This window comes from Mucilaginibacter rivuli, from assembly GCF_019391655.1.
Lineage (GTDB): Bacteria > Bacteroidota > Bacteroidia > Sphingobacteriales > Sphingobacteriaceae > Mucilaginibacter > Mucilaginibacter rivuli.
Genome location: NZ_JAHXPQ010000003.1, coordinates 343,105 through 363,324, shown reverse-complemented (window position 1 = coordinate 363,324; position 20,220 = coordinate 343,105). Strand labels below are relative to the sequence as shown.

Sequence of the window (20,220 nt, the reverse complement as noted above, 5' to 3'; positions counted from 1 at the left end):
ATTGAGGCATGAAATAACCCTTGAATTTTTTACCATCCAACAGTTAATATCAGATATTGTTTACTGCTATGCAAAAAAAAAGCGGGCGATATTAACATGTCGCTCGCTGAAGAGTAAAAACCTTATGGGTTTAAAAGGTTTTTATTGGATTATCATTTTGCGTAGGTGTGCTTTTTGCAGTATCAGCCTTTTTACTTTTAGCAGGGTGTGCTTCAGCTTCTATGGCAGGTACAACCTCGCAGGGATAACCAAACAGGCAACGGTCTTTTATCATAGTGGCCACTTCGGCCGGTACGTATTCTTCCCAGCCGGGTGAAGCTTGTTTTATTAAATCGAGCACAATATTGGTATCAACACTCAGGTTTTTCTCATTATAATGCCTTATGTCTTCAATTTTATTGTTGGCGATGAGGTAGCGGTACAAATCAATAAGGTGCGGCGGCGGGTAAAATCTTAAACAGTTCCATATCACACCATCGCGCAGGGTGGGGTAGATGAACAGTTTTACCTTACGACTGAACAGTGTAGCGAAAGATTCCAAAATTCCCCCTTCAAGGTCATTATAATGCTCTTCCGAAAATATATACTCCAGGTTGGGGTAACCTAATACCACACCCAGCTTTAGTTTTGTAATTTTTGACAGGTAAGCTACCAGTTTGTAATACTCGTGGAAGTTAGATATCATTACCGTTTGGCCGAGCGAGCATAATATATCCACACGCTCCAAAAAGTCTTTTTCATCAATCTCAGCGCTTTGATCTGCGTTGCGCTCTTTTAAGGATTGCAGGGTAAGCTCGGTAATCACCATCACATTGTTTTTATCAACGTCGGGCTCCTGCATAAACTGCTTAACACCGGTATTCAACATATCCATGTGTACATTGATGAGCGGACGGAAACGGCCACGCACTACTACAATATGCTTTTTGTATAATACCTCTGATGGTTGCTGGTTTTTGCCATCGGGGCCAAATACCGCTGCATTTGAAAAGCCGTATTTTACCAGGTGCAGACTCATCAGGCGGTTATCAACTTTGCTAAAGCCCGGGCCCTCAAAACGGATCATGTCTATCTGGATGCGGTCTTTTGAGAGGTCGTCCATCAGCGAAAGCAAAAATACCGGCGGGTGCTCATTATAATAAAAACAGGCATACATCAGGTTAACACCTAAAACGCCAACGGCTTGTTGCTGTAAGTTATTATCGTTATCTAATAGCTTAACGTGCAATACCACATCATTATACGGACCGTTGGGCTCTAACTGGAAACGTACGCCCATCCAGCCATGCGAGTCATTTGTTTTATGATAGTTAAGCGCCGAAACCGTATTAGAAAAAGAAAAGAAAGTTGTTGTATCGCCACGCTGTTCTGCAAGGCGCTCTATCAGCAGGCCATACTCATGGTCGAGCATTGATTTTAGCCTGTTCTCGCTTACGTAACGACGTACTTGCTGCGCACCATAAATGGCATCAGAAAAGGTCATATCATAGGCCGACATGGTTTTGGCTATGGTGCCTGATGATGCTCCGGCTTTAAAAAAGTTGGCGGCTACATCCTGCCCGGCGCCTATCTCGGCAAACGACCCATAAATTTTAGGATTAAGGTTAATAGCAAGCGCTTTCTGTTTTGTTCCGAGATCTGTATTGTGGAGGATGTTCATTGCAATTACGCTTTGTATTTTGCTGTTGCCAGCACCGTTTTTGATAAGATGCATAAAAGTACGGTTTTTTATGCAAAAGGGGAGAAAAAGAGTGAAAAACGGACAGGCCAGCCGTTTTTCACTTTGCGTAATCTATAATACGGGCTTAGCCGTTCAGAAACTCCCTGATCAGCATCACGGTAATTTCGGGCATTTTGCTGCCTGGTTTTGCTGTACATATTTCACCTATGCACTCGCCATGTATACCCGGTAAAATAGCAAGTTGTGCACCGGGAATTAACCTGGCTATATTTACGGTATGTTCGGTGCTCATCACATCCTTATCACCCGCTATGATCAGTGCGGATGCGTTAATAGCCAGGATATCACTATCAGGTATGTCTGTAAAATTTTTCATCCGTTCAACATCCCTGTTGAACATGTTAAGCAAAGCATTTTCATCAGGGTTAACGGCTAAAAAGGCTGTTTTTAACGGGCCGGGCATACTATCCAGAGATGCGTTCTCAAAACCATCAAAAAATCCATCAAAAAAACCATCCCTGCGGTAGGCGGCTGCCAGCGTTATTATTTTATTGACTACGCCGCTATGCCTTATGGCAATTTGTAAAGTAGTAGTGCCACCATTACTAAAGCCAAAAAAGTTTGCTTTACCAATATTTAAATACTTGAGCAATGTTGCTACGTCATCAGCATCCTGCTCAAAAGACTCCGGAGCGGTACGGTCATTAGTGCGGCCATGGGCTTGAAGCTCAACAGCGATAACTTTATAATGTGCTGATAGCAGGTGTAATATATTGCTGAAAGATGTTTCAATTGTAGAACCGCCGCCATGTATCAATACCAGTGGCATGTTGCCATCGCCATGTATTTCATAATACATATTAAGGCCGTTTACAGGCGCGTAGCCCGATTTAAGAGCGTTTTTCATTTGCTTTTTTTATTGGTTATTGTAATCCTGATAGATAAACATTGAGTTTCTCTATATTTTGTTTCAAGCCTTCATCAGCTTTAAAGGTTTTAACTACCTGGATAAATTGCTCGGCAGTTTCAAAAAGCATGTGCCAGTTAAGCAGGGTTTGCTCGCCCTGCTCTTCAAAAGTGATGGTTGCGATAAACTTAGGTGCCGATACGTGTTGGTAAACTATTTTTTTAAATGGAACCACCTCTTTAAAAACGCTTTTGTTCTTATAATCGGTACCATCGGGGCCATGCATTACCAGGTCCCATTCGCCGCCAGGTGTTATATCCATTTTGGTAATGGTATTGGTAAAACCATCGGGCCCCCACCAGTTGGCAATATGCTCTGCGTTGGTCCAAACTTCCCATACCAGTGCTACGGGGGCGTCTAGCTTTCTGGTGATGACCAGCTCCCTGTCTTTTGTGCTGTTACTTTCCATGTCGTTCTTTTTTTAGTTTTTCGATATATGTTTCCATTGCATCAAATTTGCTTTCCCAATGCTGTTTGTACTGGTTAATCCAGGCCGATACTTCGCTAAGCTGATCCAAACGTGCTTCGCAAAGCCGGTCACGGCCTTCTTTTTTTACACTTACCAGTTCACATTCTATTAGTATTTTGAGGTGTAATGATACCGCCTGCCGGGTTATTGCAAACTCATCGGCAATGGCATTTACATTACGGGGTTGTGTGGCAACAAGGTTGATAATAGCCCTGCGGGTAGGGTCGGCTATGGCTTGAAATACATCTCGTCTGGCTATCATTTTATGCAAGTATATGCTTGTAAATTTAAATGCAATTATTTACTTGCGCAAATAAAATATGCAATTACTCACAATTTTGAAACGGATTTTGTTTCCTTTTTGAAGAAATAGACGCAGTTGTAATAAGGTATTGATTTAGTACTAAAGGTCTCCGTTATTTGACAGCGGATCTGCTTTTGCGATATTCTTTGGGCCCAAACCCCATAGTCCGGTTAAATAGTCTTGAAAAATAAAATTGATCATCAATACCGATTTTAAAGGCGATCTCCCTAATTCTTAGATCTGTAAATTGCAGGTATTGACAGGCCTTTTGAATTTTGAGGTGATTAAAATAATCAATAGGCGAAAATCCTGTTTTCTTTTTAAATAAGAATATATAATGGCTGACAGATAGATTGACAGAAGCCGCCAATTCTGATAATGTCAGGCCTTTATCCAGGTTGCTCTGCATAAACAAAATCGATTTTTCGGCGGGCTCTGCATGGGTTTCAGGGCGGATTGTATAAAATCTGTCGCGGAATGCAAATGAACATAAGTATTGCAAAAGCAACAGATTAACATAAGTAAGATTTTCCAGGCTGTAACCTTGTTCTAAAAAGCTGTAAAGCTTATCAAAAAGATCAATCCGATCGTCAACAAACTTAACACTATACCGATAACTCTGTTCTTTTGAAATTATTTGTTCTACTATCGCATCTGATTGCAATCCTTTGAAATGGCACCAATAAATGGTCCATGGGCTGCTTTCATCAGTTTCGTATGAGTGTTTAATGCTGTGGGGTATAATAATAAAATCACCCGGAGCAATATCATAAGTAAGAGAGTTAATGTTAACTGTTCCCCTTCCATCAATACAATAAATCAAAATGTTCTGATCTGCTCCTGCTGGCCTCTCTCTTCTATGAAATTTTGCTTTAGGGTAATAGCCGATGTCTGTTATATAGGCACCCTTAATGGCATCATTTTCTGTACAAAACCTGGTCAATATCGGCTTTGGTATTACAATAGCGCGCTGGCCTTCAAATCCGTCTTTTTTGAAATTTACCGGGTGGCTGCTCATTCTTCTCCTTTAGCTTTAATATGATAAAGGTAAATAATCAATTTATATCCATGTATCAAACAAGGGTATGGTGTGTTAAAATAAGAATATTGTTTATGCTGTATAGGTTACTAAGCTTAGAGTAAAAAGTTAGATAGTCCATGTTTTGCAATCGATTATCCATTGCTAAGCAAGCGGGGAGTGACTATTTTAGCTTAACCAATATAACTGATAATGAGTTGTACCATTGCTGGCGTTTAGCCGGTAAAGTACAGCAATTAACTCAAACCATAGCCATTTAAGGAGAAGTTTTAACGTTATGCAAACTACAGCAGCGCAGCAAGCAACAATTAAGTTTAACAACCGGTATATTCTCGGTATCTCATTTATATCAGCGCTGGGCGGGTATCTTTTTGGGTTTGATTTTGCAGTCATTTCCGGCGCCCTTCCTTTTTTGAAAACAGCTTTTCATCTATCCAGTTGGTGGGAGGGTTTCCTCACCGGTTCCCTTGCATTGGGCTGTATTGTAGGTTGCCTTTTGGCCGGCAAACTGGCTGATAGGTACGGGCGTCGCCCCGGCTTAATGATCGCGGCCGGAATTTTTGCTATTTCATCGGTTGGCATGGCCCTCTCTCCGGGATTAACTGTTTTTGTACTGATGCGGTTTTGCGCGGGTATTGGCGTGGGTATGGCTTCGATGTTAAGCCCCATGTATATAGCCGAAATATCACCGGCCCACATGCGGGGGCGCAATGTGGCTATCAATCAGTTAACCATTGTTACCGGTATTCTCATCACCAACTTAGTAAACTACCTGCTGGCCGATATGCATGAAGCCTGGCGTTGGATGTTTGGCTTAGGGCTAATACCATCCTTACTGTTTTTAGTAGGGGTAGTTTTTCTTCCCGAAAGCCCAAGGTGGCTCATCTCCATCGGGCAAACAGCCAAAGCGGTAGGCATCCTGACAAAAATAGGATCGGAGGAGTTTGCACAAACCACTGTAGCGGCCATTGGCGAGTCGAACCAAAAAAAAAATCAATCATTTTCAGCGGTTTTTTCAAAAGGAGTAAGGGCTGCAGTAGTCATCGGCATTACGTTAGCGGTGTTTCAGCAACTGTGTGGCATCAATGTTGTATTTAATTACACCTCAACAATTTTCAAGTCGGTAGGTGCAAATCTTAATCATCAACTGTTCGAAACGGTGGCTATTGGTATTGTTAATTTACTTTTCACAGTAATAGCCATGTGGCAGGTTGACAAACTGGGTCGCCGACCGCTAATGCTTGCAGGCTCAATTGGCCTGGCAGTATCTTATGTTATCCTGGCGTGGCTTTTAAAATCTCATGCCCCGATGATATGGATCTCGGTGTTTGTACTCCTTCCTATCGCGCTTTACGCAACTTCGCTGGCACCGGTAACCTGGGTATTAATCTCAGAGATATTTCCTAATAATATCCGTAGTGCAGCATCTTCGGTAGCCATCGTATCGTTATGGATAGCCTATTTTATTTTGGTATTCACATTTCCTATCCTCGCCGAGCACCTGGGTACTTATGGCCCATTTTACTTATATGCAGGCATTTGCTTTTTGGGTTACCTGTTTATCAAAAGCCGCGTAAAAGAAACCAAGGGACAGACACTCGAACAATTGGAGCACAATTTTACAGGACATTAAGAGAGATTAATATTAGATATGAAAGTTCAAGTTTGGCAGGAAAAGGTTGTTATACCTACATATAAGGTGGCTGAAGCTGATAAAAACCCCATGTTTTTTGAAAACAGGGTTTACCAGGGAAGTAGTGGCGTGGTTTATCCGCATCCTGTTATCGAAAAGATAGCCGATGAGAAAGTAGATGAGGAATACAATGGCCTTTTCCTGGAAAATAAATACCTGAAGATTATGATCCTCCCGGAAATTGGGGGACGTGTGCAAATGGCTTTTGACAAGATCGCTAACCGCCACTTTATATATTACAACCAGGTCATCAAACCCGCCCTGGTAGGCTTGTGCGGGCCCTGGATATCCGGCGGCATTGAGTTTAACTGGCCGCAACACCATAGGCCCAGTACTTTCGATCCGGTAGATTATAAAATTGAAGAAAACGAAGATGGCAGTAAAACCATTTGGGTGAACGAAGTGGAAAAGATGTTCCGTACAAAAGGTATGGCGGGCTTTACTTTATATCCCGACAAGGCTTATCTCGAAATAAAAGCGCAACTGTATAACCGTACCAACCTGCCACAAACTTTTTTATGGTGGGCCAACCCGGCAGTAAGCGTGGGTGATCATTACCAAAGCGTATTTCCGCCCGATGTACATGCGGTGTTTGATCATGGTAAACGTGACGTTTCAACTTTCCCGATAGCGACAGGTACATACTATAAAGTAGATTATTCGCCCGGAACCGATATTTCCCGATACAAAAATATTCCGGTGCCAACATCCTATATGGCCGTTAATTCTGAATACGATTTTGTAGGAGGTTATGAGCACGATACGGAAGCGGGCGTGCTTCACGTGGCAGACCATCATGTATCACCGGGCAAAAAGCAGTGGACATGGGGCAACGGCGACTTTGGTGTAGCCTGGGATCGTAACCTTACGGATGAAGATGGCCCGTATATTGAATTGATGACCGGGATGTTTACGGACAACCAACCCGATTTTACCTGGCTGATGCCCAATGAAGAAAAGTCGTTTACCCAATACTTTTTACCATACCGCAAGGTTGGCCTCGTTAAAAACGCGACAAGGGATATACTATTAGGTTTGGAGGAAAAAGACGGCTCGTTAAAAGTAACTGTTTTTGCAACATCGGAAATTGCTGACGTGCGCATTCTACTCGCTACCGCGAGCCAAACGCTCCAGGAGTGGACGGCATCACTAAGGCCGGAAGATGTTTTTGAAAAGCAGGTAACGGTTCCTGTCGGATCGTCGGAATTGCTTACACTATCGGTTTATGATGCTTTGGGTAACAAATTGATTTGCTATGCCGAGTCGAACGATGAACGGGAACTTCCGGAAGCGGCAAAGCCTGCCATTTTGCCGGAACAAATGGATTCTGCCGAGCAGTTGTTTTTGACAGGGCAACATTTGGAACAATACCGCCATGCCACTTATAGCCCGATACCTTATTACGAGGAGGCATTAAAAAGAGCGCCCTCCGACATCAGGAATAATAATGCCATGGGTTTGTGGCTGCTGCGAAGAGGTAAATTTGCAGATGCGATACCTTATTTAAAAACCGCTGTCCAAACTATTACGCAGCGTAATCCCAATCCGTACAATGGTGAGCCTTACTACAATCTTGGCCTTGCGTATTGGTATATCAAAGATTATAAAAAAGCTTACGATGCCTTTTTTAAAGCTGCCTGGAATGCCGGATGGCAGGATGTAGCATACTATGCGGTTGCACAAATTGATCTTAGGAATAACGATGCCGAACGGGCTTTAGAACATATTAACCAGTCGATTGACCGGAATGCCCGGAACGGAAAAGCTTACCTGATAAAAGCAAGAGCGCTACGAATGTTGTTGAGGATAGAAGAATCGCTCGAGGTATGCCGTTATGCCCTTAAACGTGATGGCTTTAATTTGAGCGCCCTGTTTGAATTGTACCGTAGTTTGCAAGCGCTACAAAGGTATGATGAAGCAGCTGAAAAACTAAAGCAACTGGAAGAACTTTGTCGCGGACAAGCGAATACCTTAATTGAATATGCGATAGACTATGCCAACGTAGGATTGTATGACGAGGCCATTGACTTGCTTTTGATGGTTAATAACGCCCCCGAAAATGATCCGATGTTATGCTATTACCTCGCAAATTTCAATGCTCTGAAAGGAGATACTATATCTGCAGACCGGTATTTAAAGATCGGCGCCGCTGCCAATTCCGATTATTGTTTTCCAAACAGGCTTGAAGATATTGCTGTATTGCAATTTGCTATACAGAATAATAGCGCCGACGCGAAGGCCCATTATTACCTTGGTAACCTTTGGTACGACAAACGCCAGTACACTGATGCGATTGAATGCTGGGAACTTTCGGCAGCTATTGACACTACTTTCCCAACGGTATTCCGGAACTTGGCTATCGCGGCGTACAATAAACAAAATGATCCTGAAAAAGCGCTCGTATTGTTTGAAAAAGCTTTCAGCCTGAACCCAAATGATGCACGTGTGCTGATGGAACTGGACCAACTGTATAAAAAACTCAATTACGAATGCGGCACACGGCTGAAATTTTTAACCAGCCACTTTGAAGTTGCAGAGCAACGCGATGATCTGTACCTGGAGATAGCGGCATTGAAGAACTATCTGGGTGACTATACCGCAGCATACCAACAGATAATGAGCCGTAAATTCCATCCCTGGGAGGGCGGCGAAGGTAGAGTTTCGGGCCAGTATATTTATAGTTTGACAGAATTAGCTAAAGCAGACATTAGCCAGGTTGCTTATGCTGATGCGATTATAAAACTTAACGAGGCGCAGAAATACCCTCATAACCTTGGCGAAGGTAAACTGCCCGGCGCACAGGAAAATGACAATTTTTATTGGCTTGGCTGTGCTTATCAAGGCTTGGGCGATACAGAAAAGGCAGCGTTTTACTGGGGGGTAGCAACCCAGGGCTTATCAGAGCCGAGTGCAGCGATGTTTTACAACGACCAGCAACCTGATAAGATATTTTACCAGGGCCTAGCCTGGGAAAAATTACATAAGCCGGAAATTGCCACGGCAATATTTAACAACCTGGTAAACTATGGGCTGGCACATGAACAGGACGAGGTACGTGTTGATTATTTCGCGGTATCATTACCCGACCTGTTGATATTTGAAGATGATCTGAAGCTTCGCAATTATATTCACTGTCGTTATATTGCCGGATTGGGATACCTTGGACTCAAAAAAACAGATGAAGCACAACAGGCATTCAACGATGTGACAAAAAACGATGCCATGCATTTTGGCGCGCAGATGCATCTCGGGTATCTAACTGGACTTAAAAATACCATATCAGCGGCCTCAGTTAGCTAAAGAATAGGTATCAATGAAATATTAATAAATAAAGAGACAGGTGGAATCTTCCGCCTGTCTCTTTATTCCAGAAATGGTAGATTTCAGTCAATACCCATTGATTTATTTTGATTAGGATATTGATGAAGCCTACCCTTTAATTCCCATAGCCAGAAATTATCAGTAGGGATAGGAACCAATAATGTGCTGATTTAAAACAAGTTGAAATTCATGTAAAATGATTATAAAAACAAAAACCGCCTTTAAATTTCTTTAAAGGCGGTTTTTTGGTATCGTCGGGATGGCAGGATTCGAACCTGCGGCCTCCACATCCCAAATGTGGCGCGATACCGGGCTACGCTACATCCCGTTTGGGGTTGCAAAGATAGTAAAGCAAAATGCTTTTGCAAATACTATTTTAAAAGATTTTTAATTGATGTGGCATATACTGCATTGCTGTTTTTGAACTGTTTTGATTTACAGTATTTTAGATAATTAATTTTTTCAATAATTATTTTGCAGCGGTCGAATCGCGGATGATGAGCGTGGATGGAACCACAATTTCTTCGCTTTGGGTAAAAATGGTATTGTTTTTTAATGCGCGGAACAAGGCTACGGCGGCTTGCTTGCCAATTTCGAAGGCTGGCTGGTTAATGGTAGTTAACGATGGCTTTAACAGCGATGCAATACGCAGGTTTGAAAAGCTTATTATTTTTAACTGCCCCGGTATGTTAATGTGCAGCCGGTTACAAACCTCATAGGTGCTGATAGCCAGCTTTTCAACCGAAGCGAAAATGCCATCAATGCTTTTATCGGTTTTTAGTAAATTGCTTATTATCTGTTCGTTTTCGATGTCTTTTTGCGTGCAGGCTATAATGTTTGTTTTTAGTTGCAGGTTTTTGCAGGCATCCAGGTAACCATCCATACGCTTTTGGTCTATCGACAGGTTTTTGGAGAGCGATAGATAAGCAATGTTTTTGCACCCGCGTTCGGCAAGGTGTTTGGTGGCAATAAAACCGCAATGCTCATCGTCGGTAACAAATTTTATGGTTTTAAAATCATCGCATATCCTGTCAAAAAACACAACCGGTATTTGCATATTGGCAAACTCGGCTATGTGGCTTGTGTCTTTGGTTTCGGCCGCTACCGACATTAAAATACCATCAACGCGGCCATTCAGTAAATGCTGCACCATGGCGGCTTCCTTAATATGGTCGTCGTGCGTTAAATATATCAGTACATGGTAGCCATTTTGCTGGGCTATTTCCTCAATGCCATCAATCGCTAACGCAAAAAAATTGTTCAGTATTTCGGGGATGATAACAGCAATGGTTTTACTCTTTTGGCTTCGCAAGCCGCTGGCATACAGGTTGGGTATATAATTTAGCTCTTGCGCTAATGCCCTTACTTTATCGCGTGTAGCTTTACTTATCTCGTGGCTATCACTCAGCGCACGCGATACCGTAGAAATGGAGAGGTTTAAACGGGCTGCAAGTTCCTTTATCGTAATTTGGGGCATATCACAACAATAATACAAAATATCAAATGGAAACGTTTCCGTAAAAAAAAATTCAACTATGATTGACATTGGCAGCTTTTTTAGTCAAACTTGCATCACCCCAGCTATCACATGGGTATGTTGTCAAAATTTAAATACACACTAACAATTTATTATCAATAAATTTATGCGTGCATTTATACATAGCTATGTGCACTACCAAAAAAACGATCTAAAAAAGAATGAAAGTATTCAAACTGTCAATCGCAACTGTGTGTTGCCTGTTATTTTCTGTCGCCTTAATGGCACAAAAAAATAACACCGCGTTTCAGGCACCCGTATCGCCCCGCGCCACGTACAATTTTAACTCCGATTGGAAATTTAGCTTTGGCGATGCTGCCGGTGCTGATAAGCCGGATTTTAACGATGCCGCATGGACAGCAGTAAGCCTGCCGCATACCTGGAACGATATTGATACCTACCGTGCTTATATTAGCCATGGTGGGGGCGATGTAGGCGAAAAAATGCTGGGTATTGGTTGGTACCGTAAACACTTTAAGCTGCCTGCAAACGCCAACGGCCAAAAAGTGTTCCTCGCTTTTGAAGGTATGCGCCAGGCAGGCCGTTTTTATTTGAACGGAAAACCTATTGGCAAATATGAGAATGGTGTTACAGCCTTTGGCTTTGATATTACTAATGACGTGAAATTTAACGGCCAGGATAACATTCTTGCTGTACAGGCTGATAACAGCACTACCTATAAAGAAGAGGCCACACAAACAGGCTTTGAATGGAACTCTAAAGACTTTAACCCCAATTTTGGCGGTTTAAACCGTAATGCATCGTTAGTTATCACCGGAAAGGTATATCAAACCCTGCCTTTATATGAGGGCCTGAAAAGCTCGGGTGTATACATTTACCCTGACGCTATTAACCTGCAGAAAAAGACTGCAGACCTCAAAATTGAGGCCGAAGTGGTGAACGAAACTAAAGACTATGCCTCTATTACCTTATCGGGGATAGTGGTTGATAATGATGGCGTTGTTCGCGCTAAGCTGGAAGGTACACAATCTGATTTGGTTGCAGGTCAGTCGGAAATATTTACGGCGGTCGGCCAGTTAACCAATGCCCGTTTTTGGGATACTACCGACCCATACCTGTATCATGTTTATTCTATCCTGAGTGTGAACGGCAAGGTGGTTGATGTAGTTGATACTAAAACAGGTTTCCGCCAAACTGAGTTTAAGGGTGGCGTAGGCAAGGGCGGCGTTTGGATTAATGGCCGTTTCGTTTGGCTTACAGGCTACTCACAACGCTCGGCCGATGATTGGGCCGGTGTTGGTGGTGCTTATCCTAACTGGATGCACGATTATACCTTATCTATGTTAAAAGAAAGCAACGGTAATTACCTGCGCTGGATGCACGTAGCACCACAAAAAGCTGATGTTGATGCCTGCGACCGCTACGGCATTGTTAATGTTTGCCCGGCCGGTGATAAAGAACGTTTGGTAACAGGCGTACAGTGGGACCAGCGTATAGCCGTTATGCGTGCCGCGATGATATACTTCCGTAATAACCCGAGTATATTGTTTTGGGAGGCAGGTAACACCATTGTAACTCCCGAGCAAATGGACCAGATGGTTGCCTTGCGTAAAGAGCTCGACCCGCATGGAGGCCGTGTAATGGGCACCCGCGACAATGATCAGGCTGATGCAAACAAAGCCCTTACTGCAAACTCTGAGTTTTATGGTGTGATGATAGGGCAGGATAGCCGCACCGATAAAGTAACCGGAGATGATATTTTCCGTGGGTACAGCATTGCCCGCCGTGATAAAGCACCACTCATAGAAACAGAAGATTTTCGCGACGAAGCGGGACGTAACATTTGGGACAAATACTCGCCGCCGCATTTTGGTTTTAAACCGAAGATTGTTCCGGGGGCAGGTGGCCGTCCGGGGCCGGGTGGCGATACCTGGCATTGGGATTCTGAGAGTTTCTGTTTAGCAGCAGCTACCCGCTATTACAGCTATGTAAGTAACCGTATTGATAATACCGACCCGGTGCATTCAAAATGGTCGGCGTACAGCTCCATTTACTTCTCAGACTCTAATGCCGATGGACGCCAGCAAGGCAGCTACGTATTACGTGTGAGCGGCAAGGTAGATGGTGTGCGTTTACCAAAATCGCTTTACTATGTATCGCGCGTAATGCAGAACGAGAAGCCGGATATTCATATTATAGGCCACTGGAACTATCCTGCAGGTACTAAAAAGGCCATGTATGTTGCCGCATCGCATTGCGATAAGGTAGAACTTTTTGTGAACGGTAAATCAATAGGTGTACAAACCAAAACAATGAAGTTTGTTGATACTGTTGGCCGCCCTGATAATGCCCGTGTTGCCGAAGGCGAAGAAACAGGCTTTATTTACGCCTTCCCTAATGTAGCGTTTAACCCGGGTGCCATTAAAGCTGTAGCGAGCCTGAAAGGCAAAATTGTTGCACAGCAAGAGGTACAAACCGCAGGCGAAGCTAAAGCAATAAAATTAACTCTTCATACAGGCCCTAAAGGCTTACAAGCCGATGGTAGCGATGTTGCCTTTATCGATTTTGAAGTTGTTGATGCCCAGGGCCGCCGTTGCCCTACAGACGAAGCTAAGGTTGATTTTACCGTAACCGGCCCCGCTATATGGCGCGGAGGTATTAACGCTGCCAAACTGAACAGCACCAATAACCTGTACTTAAATACTGAATGCGGCATTAACCGTGTAATGGTACGCTCAACACAAACCGCCGGTGCAATAACCATCACCGCCAAGCGTGACGGACTAACCAGCGGAACATTGAAAATAGACTCGAAACCTGTAGAAATAACCGCGGGTTTAACCACAAATCAACCACAAACTTTGAATTAAATAAAAAAGTAAAAATTCAAAAAAGCTTTCGGTTTTACCGGGAGCTTTTTTGTTTTAAGAAGGCCATCGCGTCATTGCAAGGCACGAAGCAATCTCTGTATAGCAATCACACGCGTTATGTCACCCATGCCCGCAACATTGTGGGTAAGTATGGGTATCTCAAAGATTTCTTCACCCTCTTTGCGAAGCAGAGAGGGGCGATGGCGACGTCACGGCGGGTGAGTCAAATGCTAAGAGCCACCGCAACTGCTATTTAACCATCGCCTCCGATACTTTCTGCAATTGATGCGTATGCCTTTGCGTATGTACCGATATAAAGTTGAGTAGCTCAATACGGGTAACCGGGCCGGAGCCGGGAAATTCAAAATCTTTTATAGTTAAGGTATGGTCCTGCGTTTTTGCTGCCGCTATGATGCTGCTGAAGTTTTCGTCCAGTTTTTTCATCAGGTCTGCTTTATCCTTCGTGTCATTTGATGGCAGGATAAAATCAGGCGATTTCATTTTTGTACTAAAATCCAAAAACATTTGGCGAATACCTGCTACGTTTTGTTCCGGATCACGCTGTGTGGGCAGGCCTTTAGCGGTCAGTAGTTCGGGTACACCTTTAATCGATTTATAAATATGTTCAGCTATTTGCCCCGCTGTCCAACTGTCCTTAAACGGCACTTTATTAAACTCCTCGGGTGTAAATAGAGATAAGGCTTTCAGAAAATTATCCCCGGCATTTGTCAGCTCTGTTGCAATGTGTTTTTCCATAACATTTATTGTTTTAAACAAAATTAACCGGATAGTGATTGTACTGTGCTGGTTAAAAACGACAATTGAAGGGTGTATCGCGACAAGTTCAATTTCGGATTTCGAATTTTCGATTTCGGATTTTTTATGAACATGATGGGCTTTGTGGGTATAATTCATATGAAAAGGGAATAGTTAAGACCAATACAATCTCCCCTTTAATCAAATTTTAACTATTTTTACCTTATGCAATTTCGTTTTAAGATCATCCTCTTCTGCCTCGTATCGGTAGTGTTTATTGGCTGCGACCGTTACACCAAAGAACTGGCCAAAACACATCTGATGAATCACCCTGATATATCATATTTCCACAACACCATCCGCTTGGAGTATGCCGAAAATACAGGTGCCGCTCTAAGTCTTGGCGACAGCCTGCCAAAAGCCATTAGCTTTTGGGCTTTAAGCATAATGCCGCTTGCGCTGATGGTAGCTTTGTTGGTTTATACCATACGCAAAGCCAATGAACTTAACCGTGCGAAAGTGATATGCTTGGCGCTCATCTTTGCGGGAGGAATGGGCAACCTGATAGACCGTATCTTCTTCGATAGGCACGTAACCGATTTTATGAACATAGGTATCCAAAACCTGCGCACCGGGATTTTTAATGTCGCCGATGTGTGTATTACGGTGGGGGCGATAGGGATGATGTTGTTTTTTACCAGGCGTGAACCTCAAACTCTTGTTGAGGTATAATCAACATACGTCCACGCTCACGATAAATCCGTGGCGTGGACGCTGAATTTCGGATAGCAACCTTACAGCTGAATAACTACCTGGTGCATTTTTTAAAAAATGGTGTCCTTAACGCAACGCAAACTTAAACCAAGCGCAATACCATTCTCTGTACTGCGGATATTATTGTCGTTACGGTACAGCATGCGGGTAATAACCGGGAAGCCTTTTTGAGTTGAGGTCCAGTAGCGGCCATCCTCGCCAATGTGCGAGAACTTGCCCGAACCGAAGTATCCGGCATACTGAAAATTCATTTTTGAAATATCATCAGGCAGCAAGCTTTGCATTTTGTTCCACTCGGCATCGCTGGGTACGTGCCATCCTGTAGGGCAGGCATCAGGCAATGCACTGTAATTGTAAAGCTTGCCGTATACTTTGGTATTGCCCGGCAGCTTATCATAATCCATCGAACCAAATTTGGTAGCAAAGCCCAGGTTTTCGGTCATCCATACTTGTTTGCCTATAACTACGGTTTTGTAAACGTGGCCATCGCGCTCATCAACAAATGAGCCGCGTTTAAATACGGTTTCTTTCTGCACCGCGCAGGCCGAAACAATAAATAATGAAGGGAATAGGAGTGTTTTGTAATAGGTTCTTAAAAGTTTCATAAGGTTAAATTGGTTTGCTAAATCTATAATTTTTATATCACAGATGTAAAACCAATTCCAATTCCATAAACTTTTATTGCAATAATGGCTGCAACCCTTCCCAAACATTTTGCGCTACTATCTTAGCTCCTTTTGCAGTTGGGTGTATCCCATCTTTTTGATTAAGGCCGGGGTTACCTGCTACATTTGAAAGGAGAAAAGGGATTAAGCTTACATTATTCCTTTTTGCCAGCTCCGGAAAAACTGCTTTAAAATTATTGGCATAATCAGCACCCATATTTGGCGGCACCATCATCCCCGTAAGGATAATTTTTACATCAGGATATTTACCTTTCACCTTATCTATTATCTTCTGCAAATTCTTCGCTGTTTGCTCCACCGGTAAGCCGCGCAGGCCGTCATTCGCGCCAAGCTCCAAAATAAAAACATCAACCTTTTGGCGCAGCAGCCAGTCAATACGGCCTAAGCCACCGGCCGATGTTTCGCCGCTAAGACCGCCATTAACCACTTTGTAAGCCAACCCGGCCGAATCTATTTTTTGTTGAATGATGGAAGGGTAGGATTCGGAAGCGGCATCATCTAATCCATAGCCCGCGGTTAAGCTATCACCAAATACCAGTATGGTTTTGGTATTGGCGCTTTGTGCAGGCGCTGTAGCGGATGCGTGGGTAGTAGTTTCGGCTTTGTTATTATCGGGGCTTCCGCAAGCCGGCATAAGGGCAACGGATATTATTAACGCGCAAAATTGTAACTTATACATAAAATGTGTTTCTAAAAGTAAATATCACATTATTTAAACATGATGATGACATTTAAGTTTAACAATAGCACTATTTTACAATCCTTTAACAACGCTAACAATTTCCCCGTGGATCATATACTCAATATCAAAAACCTTAGTAAAACATATCAAAGCGGCGGTCAGCCCCTAACCGTACTCCATAACATCAATATCGCCATTGCGGCAGGCTCGACAGCTGCCATTGTTGGCCCTTCGGGCAGTGGTAAAACCACGCTGCTTGGCCTTTGCGCCGGTCTCGACCGCTCATCTGAAGGGTCGGTTGAACTGAATGGCATAGCGCTCGACAGTCTGAGCGAAGATGAACGCGCACATGTACGTAACCAGCATGTAGGCTTTATCTTCCAGAATTTCCAGCTGTTGCCTACACTTACAGCTTTAGAGAACGTGATGGTCCCTTTAGAATTGCGCGGCGAAAAGAACATCAAAGCACGGGCTGTTGAACTGTTGGGCAAAGTAGGCTTAGCCGAACGCGGCCACCATTACCCAACCCAACTCTCCGGCGGCGAGCAACAACGGGTATCGCTGGCAAGGGCATTCAGCAATGCGCCCAAGATATTATTTGCCGATGAACCCACCGGTAACCTCGATGCTGAAACCAGCGAAAAGGTAGTAAAACTCATCTTCGATCTTAACCGCGAAGCGGGTACAACGCTCATCCTTGTTACCCACGATCTGGAGCTTGCTGCTAAAACACAGCGGATCATCAGGATAAAAGGCGGGCATATTGTATCAGATGCTGCGCAATCATTAGTCATTGGTCATTAAGTCATTGTATATCGCATCCTAAAGAAAAAATGACTCAATGACAAATGACCCAATGACAAACCCGACCAAAAGAAAACTAAACCTCCCATGGCTTTTCCTGATGGCATGGCGCGATAGCAGGCGTAACCGTTCGCGCTTGTTTTTATTCATATCATCTATCATTTTGGGTATAGCTGCATTGGTAGCCATCTATTCCTTTGGGGATAACCTGCGGCAGAACATCGACGACCAGGCCGCCACGCTAATTGGAGCCGATTTGGTGTTCAATTCCAATAAACCCATTACCCCAGATGTGCAAAAAATTGTTGATAGCCTGGACGCCCGTAAATCGCAGGAGCGCAATTTTGTTTCCATGGTATTGTTCCCGAAAGGAAACGGCACCCGCTTAACCATGGTGAGAGCGCTTGAAGGTGATTTTCCATACTATGGTACGATAGAAACCGTGCCCGCTGCCGCGGGCGTTGATTTCCGAAAAGGTAAAGAAGCTCTGGTTGATAAAACGCTGATGCTGCAATTTGGCGTTAAGGTGGGCGATTCGGTTAAGGTAGGGCAGGTAACTTTCCGTGTTGCGGGTACGCTTAATAAAGCACCCGGTTCGGTAGGCATACAATCCAGCATTGCGCCAATAGTTTATATCCCTATGCGGTACCTCGAAAAAACAGGCTTATCGCAGGCGGGTAGTCGTATCCAGTCGAGCTATTACTTCAAATTCGATAAAAAGGTGGATATGGAGGCGCTCATCAAAAGACTTGAGCCAAAGCTGGATAGAGATGCGGTAAACTACCAAACCATCAAAACCCAAAAAGAACAAACAGGGCGCTCGTTCGAAGACCTGACAAGGTTTTTGTCGCTTGTAGGCTTTATAGCCCTGCTATTGGGCTGTATTGGCGTGGCAAGCGCCATCCATATTTATGTGCGCGAAAAGATAAATACCATTGCTGTACTGCGCTGCCTGGGTGTAAACGGCTGGCAGGCCTTTTTAATTTACCTGATACAGATAGTTGGCGTTGGTTTTATCGGTTCGGTAGTTGGGGCTCTTTTAGGTACGTTCATCCAACAGGTATTACCCTGGGTGCTCAAAGACTTTTTGCCTTTCGCTATTGATATTACTACTTCGTGGGGAGCTATAATTCAGGGTATTGTTTTAGGTGTGCTCATCTCTATATTATTTGCTTTGCTTCCGCTGATATCGGTACGAAACGTATCGCCGCTCAATACGCTGCGCATGTCGTTCGAGGAAACCCGCCTAACCCGCGATCCGCTGAAATGGCTGGTGTATTTGCTGATACTGGCATTTATAGCAGGCTTTACATACCTGCAATTAAAAGATATCGGCCAAACCATAGCCTTTGTTATCGCTATTTTACTTGCCTTTTTAATACTGACGCTGATAGCCCGCCTGCTCATGTTTATGGTGAAAAAATTCTTCCCCTTCTCATGGAGTTACCTTTGGCGGCAAGGCTTTTCTAACCTGTACAGGCCCAATAACCAGTCGGTAATACTTATTGTTAGTATTGGTTTGGGTACGGCGCTAATATGTACTTTGTTTTTTATACAGGGTTTGTTAATGCAAAGGGTAGCACTCTCATCCAGCGGCAGCCAGCCTAACCTCATCCTGTTTGATATACAAGCCAGCCAGAAAGCAGGCGTTGCCGAATTAACCCGCAAACAAGGCTTACCGGTAATATCGCAAGTGCCGATAGTGACCATGAGTTTGGTGAACATTAACGGTAAAACAGGCGTACAACTTAAAAAAGATACTTTGGGTAAAGGCCCATCTATACGGGCTATTGGTCGTGAGTACCGGGTTACTTACCGCGATACGCTCACCGGAACCGAACGCTTAAAAGAAGGGGAGTGGATAGGCAAAGCACCTGCTAATGGCGATATACCTATCTCGGTCGAAGACCGTTATGCCAAAAGCATGCGCCTTAAAATTGGCGATTACTTGCTGTTCAATGTGCAGGGGCTGTTGGTTAATACGGTAATAAAGAGCTTCCGCACGGTTAACTTTAACAGGATACAAACTAACTTTTTGGTGGTGTTCCCGGCGGGGGTATTGGAGCAGGCGCCGCAGTTTTACGTATTGCTGAGCCGCGTGCCAGGCAGCAAAATATCGGCAGCCTTTCAAAGTAAGGTGGTAGATAAGTTTCCGAATGTTTCCGTGGTCGATCTGGGTTTGATCATCAGCGTAGTTGATGAACTGATGAGCAAAATAGGTTTCGTTATCCGCTTTATGGCTATGTTCAGCATCATTACAGGCATCATTGTGCTCATTGCCTCTGTGCGCATCAGTAAATACCAGCGCATGCAGGAGAGTGTGCTGCTGCGCACCCTTGGCGCAAGCCGCAACCAGATACTAACTATTACCGCGCTGGAATACTTCTTTTTAGGCTTCCTGGCATCTTCAACCGGTGTATTGCTCTCCTTAGCGGGAAGCTGGGCGCTGGCAAGTAATGTGTTCGATACGGCGTTTCATCCGCAAGTATTACCTGTGCTGGGCATATTATTAGGTATTAGCTTATTAACGGTGCTGATAGGATTGTTGAACAGCCGTGGGGTATTGAACAAGCCTCCGTTGGAGGTGTTGAGGAGGGATGTGTAATTGTCAAATCTTAACTAATCCAATCCGCTATACCCGCCCGGTTATGAGGACGATACGCCATGCTTATCTGC

The 20,220-nt window shown here is 43.8% G+C and carries 15 protein-coding genes and 1 tRNA gene; 6 read left to right on the top strand and 10 right to left on the bottom strand.

The window, feature by feature from the left end; all coding sequences use genetic code 11:
- Positions 1-130 precede the first annotated feature (130 nt).
- From KXQ82_RS08810 to KXQ82_RS08790, 5 genes are all read right to left on the bottom strand, one after another.
- Positions 131-1,660: a TonB-dependent receptor gene (locus KXQ82_RS08810; protein WP_219487812.1), complete on the bottom strand. Its 1,530-nt coding sequence runs from the start codon at positions 1,658-1,660 to the stop codon at positions 131-133.
- 145 nt (positions 1,661-1,805) lie between these two features.
- On the bottom strand, positions 1,806-2,588 hold the full coding sequence (locus tag KXQ82_RS08805) for an alpha/beta fold hydrolase (protein ID WP_219487811.1): 783 nt from the start codon (positions 2,586-2,588) through the stop codon (positions 1,806-1,808).
- Positions 2,589-2,604: 16 nt separating this feature from the next.
- Positions 2,605-3,057, bottom strand: coding sequence for an SRPBCC family protein (locus tag KXQ82_RS08800; RefSeq protein WP_219487810.1), 453 nt, complete (start codon positions 3,055-3,057; stop codon positions 2,605-2,607).
- Positions 3,047-3,379: an ArsR/SmtB family transcription factor gene (locus KXQ82_RS08795; RefSeq protein ID WP_219487809.1), complete on the bottom strand. Its 333-nt coding sequence runs from the start codon at positions 3,377-3,379 to the stop codon at positions 3,047-3,049. The genes KXQ82_RS08800 and KXQ82_RS08795 overlap by 11 nt, the downstream gene beginning before the upstream one ends.
- 154 nt (positions 3,380-3,533) lie before the next feature.
- A complete protein-coding gene (locus KXQ82_RS08790; RefSeq protein WP_219487808.1) occupies positions 3,534-4,439 on the bottom strand; it encodes an AraC family transcriptional regulator in 906 nt (301 codons plus the stop codon).
- Positions 4,440-4,737: 298 nt separating this feature from the next.
- Between KXQ82_RS08790 and KXQ82_RS08785 the strand changes: the two genes are divergently transcribed.
- Together KXQ82_RS08785 and KXQ82_RS08780 are read left to right on the top strand one after the other, a co-directional pair.
- Positions 4,738-6,093: a sugar porter family MFS transporter gene (locus KXQ82_RS08785; protein ID WP_219487807.1), complete on the top strand. Its 1,356-nt coding sequence runs from the start codon at positions 4,738-4,740 to the stop codon at positions 6,091-6,093.
- 18 nt (positions 6,094-6,111) lie between these two features.
- On the top strand, positions 6,112-9,453 hold the full coding sequence (locus KXQ82_RS08780) for a DUF5107 domain-containing protein (protein WP_219487806.1): 3,342 nt from the start codon (positions 6,112-6,114) through the stop codon (positions 9,451-9,453).
- Between the two features lie 275 nt (positions 9,454-9,728).
- On the opposite strand, the gene KXQ82_RS08775 is transcribed toward KXQ82_RS08780, so the two are convergent.
- Positions 9,729-9,802, bottom strand: a tRNA-Pro gene (locus tag KXQ82_RS08775).
- A gap of 141 nt (positions 9,803-9,943) precedes the next feature.
- Positions 9,944-10,951 (bottom strand): LacI family DNA-binding transcriptional regulator, encoded by a 1,008-nt coding sequence (locus KXQ82_RS08770; RefSeq protein ID WP_219487805.1) that lies wholly within the window; start codon positions 10,949-10,951, stop codon positions 9,944-9,946.
- Between the two features lie 221 nt (positions 10,952-11,172).
- Between KXQ82_RS08770 and KXQ82_RS08765 the strand changes: the two genes are divergently transcribed.
- Positions 11,173-13,842: a glycoside hydrolase family 2 protein gene (locus tag KXQ82_RS08765; RefSeq protein WP_219487804.1), complete on the top strand. Its 2,670-nt coding sequence runs from the start codon at positions 11,173-11,175 to the stop codon at positions 13,840-13,842.
- A 249-nt stretch (positions 13,843-14,091) separates the two neighbouring features.
- Here the strand turns inward: KXQ82_RS08765 and KXQ82_RS08760 are convergent, their stop codons facing one another.
- Positions 14,092-14,598: a DinB family protein gene (locus KXQ82_RS08760; protein WP_219487803.1), complete on the bottom strand. Its 507-nt coding sequence runs from the start codon at positions 14,596-14,598 to the stop codon at positions 14,092-14,094.
- 225 nt (positions 14,599-14,823) lie between these two features.
- Here KXQ82_RS08760 and lspA point away from each other — a divergent pair, with 225 nt between their 5' ends.
- Positions 14,824-15,330 carry a signal peptidase II gene (lspA, locus tag KXQ82_RS08755; protein ID WP_219487802.1) on the top strand — a complete coding sequence of 169 codons (507 nt, stop codon included), beginning with the start codon at positions 14,824-14,826 and terminating at the stop codon, positions 15,328-15,330.
- Between the two features lie 92 nt (positions 15,331-15,422).
- On the opposite strand, the gene KXQ82_RS08750 is transcribed toward lspA, so the two are convergent.
- Both KXQ82_RS08750 and KXQ82_RS08745 read right to left on the bottom strand, forming a co-directional pair.
- Positions 15,423-15,977 (bottom strand): FISUMP domain-containing protein, encoded by a 555-nt coding sequence (locus KXQ82_RS08750; RefSeq protein WP_219487801.1) that lies wholly within the window; start codon positions 15,975-15,977, stop codon positions 15,423-15,425.
- A 73-nt stretch (positions 15,978-16,050) separates the two neighbouring features.
- The gene (locus KXQ82_RS08745) at positions 16,051-16,737 is read right to left on the bottom strand and encodes an arylesterase (RefSeq protein ID WP_255563547.1); all 687 of its coding nucleotides are present in this window, start codon (positions 16,735-16,737) and stop codon (positions 16,051-16,053) included.
- 39 nt (positions 16,738-16,776) lie between these two features.
- On the opposite strand from KXQ82_RS08745, the gene KXQ82_RS08740 reads away from it, so the two are divergent.
- Both KXQ82_RS08740 and KXQ82_RS08735 read left to right on the top strand, forming a co-directional pair.
- Positions 16,777-17,544, top strand: a complete 768-nt coding sequence (locus KXQ82_RS08740; protein WP_255563546.1) for an ABC transporter ATP-binding protein — start codon at positions 16,777-16,779, stop codon at positions 17,542-17,544.
- Positions 17,545-17,581: 37 nt separating this feature from the next.
- On the top strand, positions 17,582-20,149 hold the full coding sequence (locus tag KXQ82_RS08735; RefSeq protein ID WP_255563544.1) for an ABC transporter permease: 2,568 nt from the start codon (positions 17,582-17,584) through the stop codon (positions 20,147-20,149).
- The last annotated feature ends 71 nt before the right edge of the window (positions 20,150-20,220 follow it).